At 41.6% G+C, this 9,312-nt stretch carries 9 protein-coding genes; 2 read left to right on the top strand and 7 right to left on the bottom strand.

Annotation, left to right across the window (positions count from 1 at the left end):
• Positions 1-170: 170 nt before the first annotated feature.
• Together ACYVLS_RS09745 and trkA are read right to left on the bottom strand one after the other, a co-directional pair.
• Positions 171-1,622, bottom strand: coding sequence for a TrkH family potassium uptake protein (locus ACYVLS_RS09745; protein ID WP_460324016.1), 1,452 nt, complete (start codon positions 1,620-1,622; stop codon positions 171-173).
• 12 nt (positions 1,623-1,634) lie between these two features.
• Positions 1,635-2,987 (bottom strand): Trk system potassium transporter TrkA, encoded by a 1,353-nt coding sequence (gene trkA, locus ACYVLS_RS09740; RefSeq protein ID WP_460324014.1) that lies wholly within the window; start codon positions 2,985-2,987, stop codon positions 1,635-1,637.
• Between the two features lie 143 nt (positions 2,988-3,130).
• On the opposite strand from trkA, the gene ACYVLS_RS09735 reads away from it, so the two are divergent.
• Positions 3,131-4,519: a TrkH family potassium uptake protein gene (locus tag ACYVLS_RS09735; protein ID WP_460324012.1), complete on the top strand. Its 1,389-nt coding sequence runs from the start codon at positions 3,131-3,133 to the stop codon at positions 4,517-4,519.
• 12 nt (positions 4,520-4,531) lie between these two features.
• Positions 4,532-5,200, top strand: coding sequence for a potassium channel family protein (locus ACYVLS_RS09730; protein ID WP_460324010.1), 669 nt, complete (start codon positions 4,532-4,534; stop codon positions 5,198-5,200).
• A gap of 494 nt (positions 5,201-5,694) precedes the next feature.
• Here ACYVLS_RS09730 and ACYVLS_RS09725 read toward each other — a convergent pair whose 3' ends face one another.
• The 5 genes from ACYVLS_RS09725 to ACYVLS_RS09705 form a co-directional block, all read right to left on the bottom strand.
• The gene (locus ACYVLS_RS09725; RefSeq protein ID WP_460324008.1) at positions 5,695-6,990 is read right to left on the bottom strand and encodes an adenylosuccinate synthase; all 1,296 of its coding nucleotides are present in this window, start codon (positions 6,988-6,990) and stop codon (positions 5,695-5,697) included.
• A 195-nt stretch (positions 6,991-7,185) separates the two neighbouring features.
• Positions 7,186-7,941, bottom strand: a complete 756-nt coding sequence (locus ACYVLS_RS09720; protein ID WP_460324018.1) for a PTS transporter subunit EIIC — start codon at positions 7,939-7,941, stop codon at positions 7,186-7,188.
• 47 nt (positions 7,942-7,988) lie between these two features.
• On the bottom strand, positions 7,989-8,258 hold the full coding sequence (locus ACYVLS_RS09715) for a hypothetical protein (RefSeq protein WP_460324006.1): 270 nt from the start codon (positions 8,256-8,258) through the stop codon (positions 7,989-7,991).
• Positions 8,259-8,276: 18 nt separating this feature from the next.
• Positions 8,277-8,585, bottom strand: a complete 309-nt coding sequence (locus ACYVLS_RS09710) for a PTS fructose transporter subunit IIB (RefSeq protein WP_460324004.1) — start codon at positions 8,583-8,585, stop codon at positions 8,277-8,279.
• 16 nt (positions 8,586-8,601) lie between these two features.
• Positions 8,602-9,075: a PTS sugar transporter subunit IIA gene (locus tag ACYVLS_RS09705; protein WP_460324002.1), complete on the bottom strand. Its 474-nt coding sequence runs from the start codon at positions 9,073-9,075 to the stop codon at positions 8,602-8,604.
• Between the last annotated feature and the right edge of the window lie 237 nt (positions 9,076-9,312).

Here is a 9,312-nt window from a genome sequence, read left to right as displayed (position 1 = left end):
TCGAGTGGAGAATATTCTTTTCCATATCTATATTTTACCCCATCTATATTTTACCCCATCTATTCTTAAAGATAAAACGTTAACCAACTGTGTCATACCAGCCTTTATTTTATAATCCCTTATACTACAAAAAAAGAGACAACCAGAACAGTTCCGGTTGTCTCTTCTTGCTATGCTCGTCTTCTCCATATCGCCGGTGAAAATAGGATGAGAATCGGAAAAATTTCCAGTCTTCCCATAATCATGGCAATCGACAGTACAATTTTATTGATGCTGTTAAAGAAGGAATAGGATGAATCCGGTCCAACTACTCCAAGTCCAGGTCCAATATTATTGAAGTTTGCCGCAACTGCACTGAATGCTGATGTGAAATCATCAAGCTGCAGGCTTATAATTAATAAAATAACGATAAAAACCAGGACATACACAATCAAGTAATTCGCAATAGCTTTAATCATTTTACCTTCCACACTCTTATGCTCAAAGTGCATGCTGACGATTCGATTCGGATACGTATTTCGCTTCAATTCAGAAAAAGCTGTTTTAATCAAAATCGCCACACGGGAGACTTTTATTCCTCCACCTGTCGAACCGGCCATTCCTCCAACAAACATCAGCAGCAAGAGAATAGCCCGCGAGAACAGTGGCCAAGTATTGAAATTTTCTGTTGAAAAACCTGTTGTTGTCATAATCGATGTGACGCTGAAAAAGCTGTGACGCAAGGCTTCACTTGAAGAGTAGACTGACAGACTCAACTGAACGGTAATCGCCGCAATTGCTGCAAAGGCGAAACCGATATACCACCTCAGTTCTTCACTTCGAAAAGCTTCTTTAAAGTGTCGGGTCAAAAGTAAAAAGTATAGATTGAAATTGGCTCCAAACAAGAGCATCGCAAAGCCAAGTATCATTTCAATCGCTACGTTATCATAAGGTGCAATACTCCCGTTTCGCATGCCAAATCCGCCTGTCCCTGCTGCTCCAAACGCATGAATAAAGGAATCAAATATCGGCATGCCGGCCGTAATAAGTGCCAGAATAACCAATACAGTAAATATAAGGTAAATATAGTATAGGATACGGGCTGATTCTGAGAGCCGAGACACAATCTTACCGAAACTTGGTCCGGGTACTTCTGCTTTCATAATATGAACCGATTCTGACTCCATTTGCGGAAGAACGGCTAAGGCAAAAACAAGTACTCCCATTCCTCCGATTAGGTGTGTAAAACTGCGCCAGAATAAACTCGAATGCGACAAGACTTCAACATCATTAAGTATGCTGGCTCCTGTAGTTGTGAAGCCGCTCGTTGTTTCAAAAAATGCGTCCACAAGTGACGGGATATCTCCATTGAGAACAAATGGCAGGGCGCCAAAAAAGGAGAGTAAAATCCATGAAAGTGAGACAATAACAAAGCCCTCTTTGGCATATAAATTTTTTATTTTGGGGTGTTTCTTTGTAAACAAATACCCGATAATTCCAGTCACTAAAGCGACCACTAAAAAGCTGAGAGAATACCGATAGGATTCTCTGTATATCAAACTTACGATTAAAGGAACCAGAAGCAAAAGGGCTTCTATTTGAAGTAGTCTTCCTAAAATGTAAGCAACCATTTGCTTATTCACTGATTATCATTCCTAAACTAAAATATCATCTATACTGTCCAAATTTTTCTTTGTTGTTACGATAATGACCTGATCCCCAGGCTTAATGACATCTGCTCCACTCGGGAAAATGGTTTTCTTTCCTCTAATGATATAGGCAATCAGCAGATTGTCTTTCATTTTAAGATTTTGAAGCGTCTGATTCGTTACTTTACATTTTTCTGGAACTTTAAACTGAATAGCTTCGACCTGATTATCGGCTATTCTGAACAATGCTTCGACATTTGAGCCGTCGTTGGAATGCAGAGATCGAACGAAACGAATAATTTCGTTAGCTATCAGGCGTTTAGGGGTAATAATGGACTGAAGTCCTACATTGCCCAGTAGTTTCAGCAAATCGGTTCGACTGACCTTCGTGATTACTTTTTTGGCACCCTGATTCAATGCAAAGAGTGAGATCAGAATATTTTCTTCATCTACCCCAGTCAAACTGACTACTGTGTCGTACAGTTCAATGCGTTCTTCCTTTAGAAACTCCTGATCCGTACCGTCCCCTTCAATCACCACTGCACGAGGGAACTTTTCGCTTAATTCCTTAGCTGCCTCATGATTTCGTTCGATGACTTTAACTTCCATTTTCATCTCGCCAAGCATTTCCAGCAGATAATGCGCTACTCTTCCGCCTCCAATAATGAGTGCTGAACGGATTTTATGGTACTTGAGTCCACATTTACGGTAAAGCTTTGTCAGGTCTTTTTTTCCACCGGTTACAAATATCCGGTCTCCTGTTTCAAGCTTGGTGTCTCCGCTAGGAATAAAGACATAGTCATCTCTTGATACAGCACAGACCAGTACATTTCCGAACGTACTCTTGAATTCATTTAATGTAATACTGGATAACTGGTTGTTGTCTTTCACTTCTATTTCAACAATGTTCACTTTACCACCGGCAAACTGCTCTACACTTAATGCTTCAGTGTATCGAATAACACGGGCAATATCCTTGGCTGCTTCCAGCTCCGGGTTAATCATCATAGTGATACCCATACCTTCACGCATGAAAGCCATGTGTCCAGCGTACTCAGGGTTTCTTACCCTGGCTATCGTATGTTTAGCGCCAAGCTTTTTTGCAATAGTCGCAGAAATGATATTAATTTCGTCTTCAGGAGTCACCGCAATGAAAATATCGCAGTCTGGAACATCGGCTTCGACTTGCGTATCATAACTGGCTGCATTCCCTACTAGACCGGTTATATCATTTTTACTGATAATCCGCTCTAGCTTCCAGTCATGTTTTTCAATTAAGACGATATCATTACCTTCAAGGGAAAGCTCTCGCAACAAGACTTCACCTACTTTTCCACCACCAGCAATTACAATTTTCATCTGAATTACTCCTTCTTTTGCATAGTCTACTACATGATAGCAGAAATAGGATTCTTTTCAATAAGCTCTATTGTATTTAATTACGCTATACAGTAAACTTTATCTATTATTGCTTAAATAAAATGCAGGAAAGGATCAATGTTATGTCTATCAGTTTCAGACAGTTCTCAGACTGGCCTATTCCTATAAAAATAGTCGTCAGTTTTGCCATAGTTATGTTCATTGGCTCACTTATGCTGGCATTGCCTTTCAGTCAGCTTGAGAGCTCACAAGCAACATATTTTGACCACCTATTCAGTGCAGTATCCATGGTGGCAGTAACTGGGTTATACACTGAACCTTTAGCCTATACCTATAATACCTTCGGACAGATTATTGCTCTCTTTTTAATTAAACTTGGTGGCTTAGGTTTAATTACTATTGTTTCTGCTATCATTCTCCAATTTGGACGACGCGTGAGTATAAAAGAAGAAGTCACCCTTAAACAGGCACTGAATCGAAGCGACATGACAGGCTTCAGGAGTTTCCTGCTTTCTGTCGTGAAATATACGTCTATTGTTGAACTGACGGGAGCCTTGCTATTGTCTCTTCATTTCATCCCCCTTCTGGGTTTGAGGCGAGGTGCGTTCACTTCAGTCTTTCTAGCCATTTCAGCTTTCAATAATGCCGGCTTTGATAATCTTGGTACCGAGAGTCTTCAGGCATTTGTGGATACACCGATAGTGAATACAGTTATTCCTATTTTAATCATCCTTGGCGGTATCGGGTTTTCAGTCTGGTTCGATGTGGCCGGACACTTCAAGGAATTTATTTCTGCCAGAAGCTGGATTGATATCAAAGGCCCTTATCGTCGATTGAAACTCCATACACGACTAGTAATTAAATGGTCTTTCTGGCTCACTGTTTCTGCCATGGTGCTGTTCATGCTCTCCGAGTGGAATCATACCGGTACTATAGGAGATTTGTCAGTATTTGGAAAACTTCAGGCGAGCTTTTTCCAAGCTGTGACATTACGGACAGCCGGATTTGCCACACTTGATTATACAAAACTGCACATTTTCACATTGTTTTTCTTCACCGTTTTCATGTTTATCGGTGGTTCACCCGGAGGAACAGCTGGGGGAGCAAAAACCTCAACTGTTGCATTAGTCGTTAAACTCATATCTTCTGAAATAAGAGGACTTGATAATGTCAATTACCGCAAGCGGACTTTGGAAATGACTATTGTCAAGCGAGCTCTCGTAATTGTGGTCATGTTTGTTATACTAAATTTTATCAGTCTCGCTTTCATGACTATTTTTGATGAACACATCCCACTTCAATATCTGTTTTTCGAATCAGTCTCTGCATTTGGTACCGTTGGACTCTCAGCTGACCTGACGCCGGAGTTGTCACGTTATAGTCAAACTATTATAATGATATCAATGTTTGTGGGACGACTCGGTCCGATTACCATATTCACTGCTTTAGGAAATACTGGACATAAGAAGAAAAATATCACATATGCTACAGGAAATATCTTGATAGGTTAGGAGACCAGATAAATGGTTAAAACAGTAGGCGTTTTAGGACTCGGTATTTTTGGGTCTACGATAGCAAAGCAACTAGGTGAACAGCACTTTGACGTTATTGCAGTTGATAAAGATTTGATTGATGTCAATCGAGTGGAAGAATACGTCGTACAGGCTGTTCAGGGAAACATTACAGATTTGGAATTACTCAAAAGTATCGGCTTTGGTAACTGTGATGTAGCCGTAGTAGCCACAGGGTCACATTTGGAATCGAGTGTAATGGCTATAATGAATTGTAAAAAATTAGGTATTAAGAAAATTATAGCTAAAGCTAAAAACCGAACTCACATGGAAATTTTACTGGAAATTGGTGCGCATGAAATCATTCGTCCGGAGAAGGAAATGGGCGATAAAGTAGCCCGTAATATAATGCGTAACAACATCCTGGATGTAATTAATCTGGATGATGAAAACTCGATTATTGAATTCACAGCTCCAGAAAAGTGGATTGGTAAGAGTCTGAAAGAATTGGACTTACGTAAAAAGTATAAAATTAACGTTATTGGGTTAAAGTCCGATCCGGATGGAAAACTGCAAATCAATGTACCACCTGAACAGAAGATTGAGCCGGAAAGCTTTATCGTTGCTATCGGTAAACCAGACACCTTCGAACACTTGGATTACACCGATCAGCTTAAGTAAAAAATAAATTAAACAGCAAAAGACGCTTACCTTAGTCGAAAATTAGGGTAAGCGTCTTTTCATTTATATGGGTTTAAGAGGGTCATACGCGCTGACTGGCGCGTATGTTCCTTTTTGAAAGTTTAGTTTGCTTATTCTCTTGTCCGTTCAGTGGTTGAAGGTAGTTTTTCCAGTAGCTCGAGACTAATTGAAGCGCCAGTTAAGGGTCAACTGCCCTTTGAGTCGTTACTCAAATCCAAACATCTCTTGAGTTCGGGCGAAAGGATGTTTCACCCGTAGCCCAGCAGTGACTCTTCGGTGAGTAACCGGGCAACGTCCCTTTCCCCAGCAACTCACTCATTTAATATCGTTGAGTACAGGGGCAAAAGCTCTTTGCGCCTGTACTCAACAAATAAGATAAACCCGGTTCAGGGTCAAAATGGCTTTGACCCTGAACTCACTCACCATTTTCTTTGGAGCTGACACACAAGCGCTTCTTTTTCATTAAATATGCCTTAACGTACCGGTGACCAGACATTTTCCAGGATATTCGTCTGGTCTCTGTCCGGACCAACGGAGAAAGTCGAGACGTGAACGCCTGTCAGCTCGGATACACGGCGGATATAGTTGCGGGCATTCTCAGGCAGCTCTTCCAGCGTACGGCAGCCCGTCACGTCTTCGCTCCAGCCAGGCAGCTCTTCATAAATTGGCGTACATTCGCTCAATTCTTTCAGACTAGCCGGATAATGCAGGATTTTTTCTCCGTTGCGCTCGTAGGCTGCACAGATTTTAACCGTCTCAAGTCCAGACAGCACATCAATAGAGTTCAGTGACAAGTTAGTCACACCAGAAACACGTTTCGCATGGCGCATCACGACACTGTCAAACCAGCCGATACGGCGCGGACGCCCTGTTGTTGTACCGTATTCCTTACCGGTATCACGAATCTGCTGACCGATTTCGTCATGCAGCTCTGTCGGAAATGGACCGTCTCCCACACGTGAAGTATAGGCCTTGCAGACACCGACAACCTTGTCAATTTTAGAAGGGCCGACACCACTCCCAATCGTCACACCACCCGCTACCGGGTTCGAAGACGTGACGTAAGGATAGGTTCCCTGATCGATATCCAGCATGACGCCCTGAGCGCCTTCAAATAGGACACGTTTCCCAGAATCCAGTGCATCATTCAAAATGACTGATGTATCGCAGACATACTGCTTGAACTGCTGGCCAAATTCATAATATGTTTCAAAAATCTCATCGAAATCAAGCGGGTCTGAGTCGTAAACGGCTGTGAAATACTTGTTTTTCTCGTCAAGATTGGTTTTCAGACGTTCTTTAAATAATTCTTTATCCAGCAAGTCAGCAATACGAATACCCACACGAGACGCCTTGTCCATATAGGCCGGACCAATTCCACGAATGGTGGTGCCTATTTTCTGGCTGCCTTTTGAATCCTCCTGCAATTGATCGAGTTTCAAGTGATACGGTAAAATGACATGTGCGCGGTCAGATATACGCAAGTTGTCAGTGGAAATACCGCGTTCATGCAAATAGGCGATTTCCTTGACCAGTGACTTCGGATTGATAACGACACCGTTTCCGATGACGCTGATTTTATCCTGAGCAAAAATACCGGAAGGAATCAGGTGAAGTTTAAAAGTCACGCCGTCGAAAATAATGGTATGGCCGGCATTGTCGCCACCCTGATAGCGGGCAATCACTTCAGCGTTTTCGCTTAAGAAATCCGTAATCTTCCCTTTTCCTTCGTCTCCCCATTGTGTTCCTACTACTACTACTGATGTCATCTGTACACCTCTTCTATAGTTTTCAAAATTAAAAGAGAACATCTCCGCGGGTATACAAAAGTAGGCAAAAAGAATCGCTTCTCTTTAATTACTTTTATCATTCCCGGAGACATTCTCCTAACATTTATAAGTTTATCTTCAACAACGTTCACTATTTTACCATAAAACGAAGAAAATAGTAGTGTTTTTTTCAGATTACATAGTAATTTCGAAATCAAAGTCTTCTTCGTCGCCTTCTTCTGCTACTACCGTACGGTCGACCGGTTTTTTCACAGCTATTTGAAGCGATACAGAAATGACTGTTCCAAGCAAAATGGCCAAAATGAAGAGTCCGATGTTACTGGCCATCGGCATCCCGAAGACGCCGGAAACCCCGGCAGTTGAAATACCTAAGCCCATCATCATCGCTCCACCGACAAATGCCCCAATCATATTTGCGCCTATAATACGAAACGGATCTCTGAATGCATAGGGCAGAGTGGATTCTGTGATGCCATCCAGTCCGGATAAAATGGATGCCGGTGCCAGCCTTATTTCATCTTCTGTATATTTTTCACGGGCAATTAGTGAGGCAATGCCCACGGACAGAGCGGGTACCATGATGCCTGGCAAAACTGCCGCATTCACGACAAAGCCTAGACCACTCGGGTCATTCCAGACGGCAAAGACAAAGGTAATGGCAATTTTCCCAATAGGTCCGCCCATATCAAAGGCACACATAGCACTTAAGATTCCCCCCAGCAAAAAGGCGTACTGCGGAGCCTCAGATAGTGCAATCAGATTATTGATAATTAAATCATTCAGTGCTCCGACAACTAAAGCTACGGGATAAGCCATAATCAGATAAATTCCCCAGCCCGTCAATACGGGAATAAATAAGGTCTTCTTAATCGATTCCAAAAAGTCAGGTACTTTAACCTTTCTGAGATACAAAACAGCATAACCTGCCAGGAAACCAGCTAATATAGCCCCTAGAAAGCCGCTGGCTGACGTATTTTCTACTGAGGGTGTGCATATATGTAACCTCCAATAAAGCCAGGAATAAGTGCTGCCTTGTCTCCAATGGCATAAGCCATGTAAGCCGCAAAAATAGCAGGAATCATATCAATCATTACCCATGCATAACCGTTCAATGTTGCAACGACCGGCGTATCAAATGCACTGGGCTGCACCAGCATACCGGTTAAAGCAATGGTCATACCTGAAAATACAATAAGCGGCAGCATGTAGGATACGCCGGTCATTAATGCCTGTTGAAATTTTTTCATAATAGTTTCCTCAATTTCCTATTGAAGTTTCTCTTCAATTTTTTTAATCAAACTATTCGCACTCTTTATTACGGTTGCGACTGGAATGGTTACTTTCTTAACTCCTTCAAACCGTTCCATTTTAGCCAGTTTAATATCCGTCGCCAGAATTAAAATATCTGCTTCTTTTATATCTTTACGCGTTAAGGCATTCTCAATTCCTGTGGCCCCTTGCGTTTCTACCTTTATCTCATGACCTCTCTTTTTAGCAGCGTCTTCAATGGCTCTTTTTGCCATGAATGTATGCGCCACACCCGTTGCACAAGCTGTTACCGCTACGATTTTCATTTTATCGCCTTCTTTCTTATTTATTTTTTAAGATGGGGTCTATAACCTGCTGCAAGTCTTCTTCTGTCTGTGCTTTTTTCAAGGCAGCTTTCACCTCTTCATCCATTAAATGATAAGCCAGATGTGAGAGCAGTTTAAGGTGGACGTCTTCCCCCTTTGTTTCAGGAACAATGATCATAATAACACAGTCTACCTTTTCATCGTCCATAGCATCCCAGTCAACCGCGTGTTCCAGTTTAAAGACCGCCACAATCGGTGAGGATACATCTGCTGACTTACCATGAGGAATCGCAAAACCGTCCCCAAAGCCAGTTGTACTAAGTGCTTCTCTTTCAAATATGGACTGAATCAGCTTTTCTTCATTAATTTCAGGAAAGTCTGTCTGAAGCATCCCGCTCACCAGTTCTCTCAGGCAGTTCTCTTTAGACTGCGGGTTATTGCTTATTGATGCCTGCGTATATAACTGAACAGCAGGTAATTTGTCAGTCATAAAATAACCACCCCCATTTAATTTTCTTAATTATAGCAGTTTCTATTTTTTATACGTAAAATATTGCACTGAAAGTGAGATAAATTGCCTGAAATACTTTTTTAACTATTATAATTGAACCAATTTCATAACTAACTTTTTAAAAAAGGAAACACTCGTCTAATTTCAAAATGACTATTTTTTAAAAATTACACGGCTATTTCTTTTCTGTTCTTTCTCTCAGCTAACCGTTGGTTT

The organism is Alkalibacterium psychrotolerans, from assembly GCF_054784355.1.
Note: the sequence above shows the minus strand (reverse complement) of the source record. Positions and strands in the feature narration are given on the sequence as shown.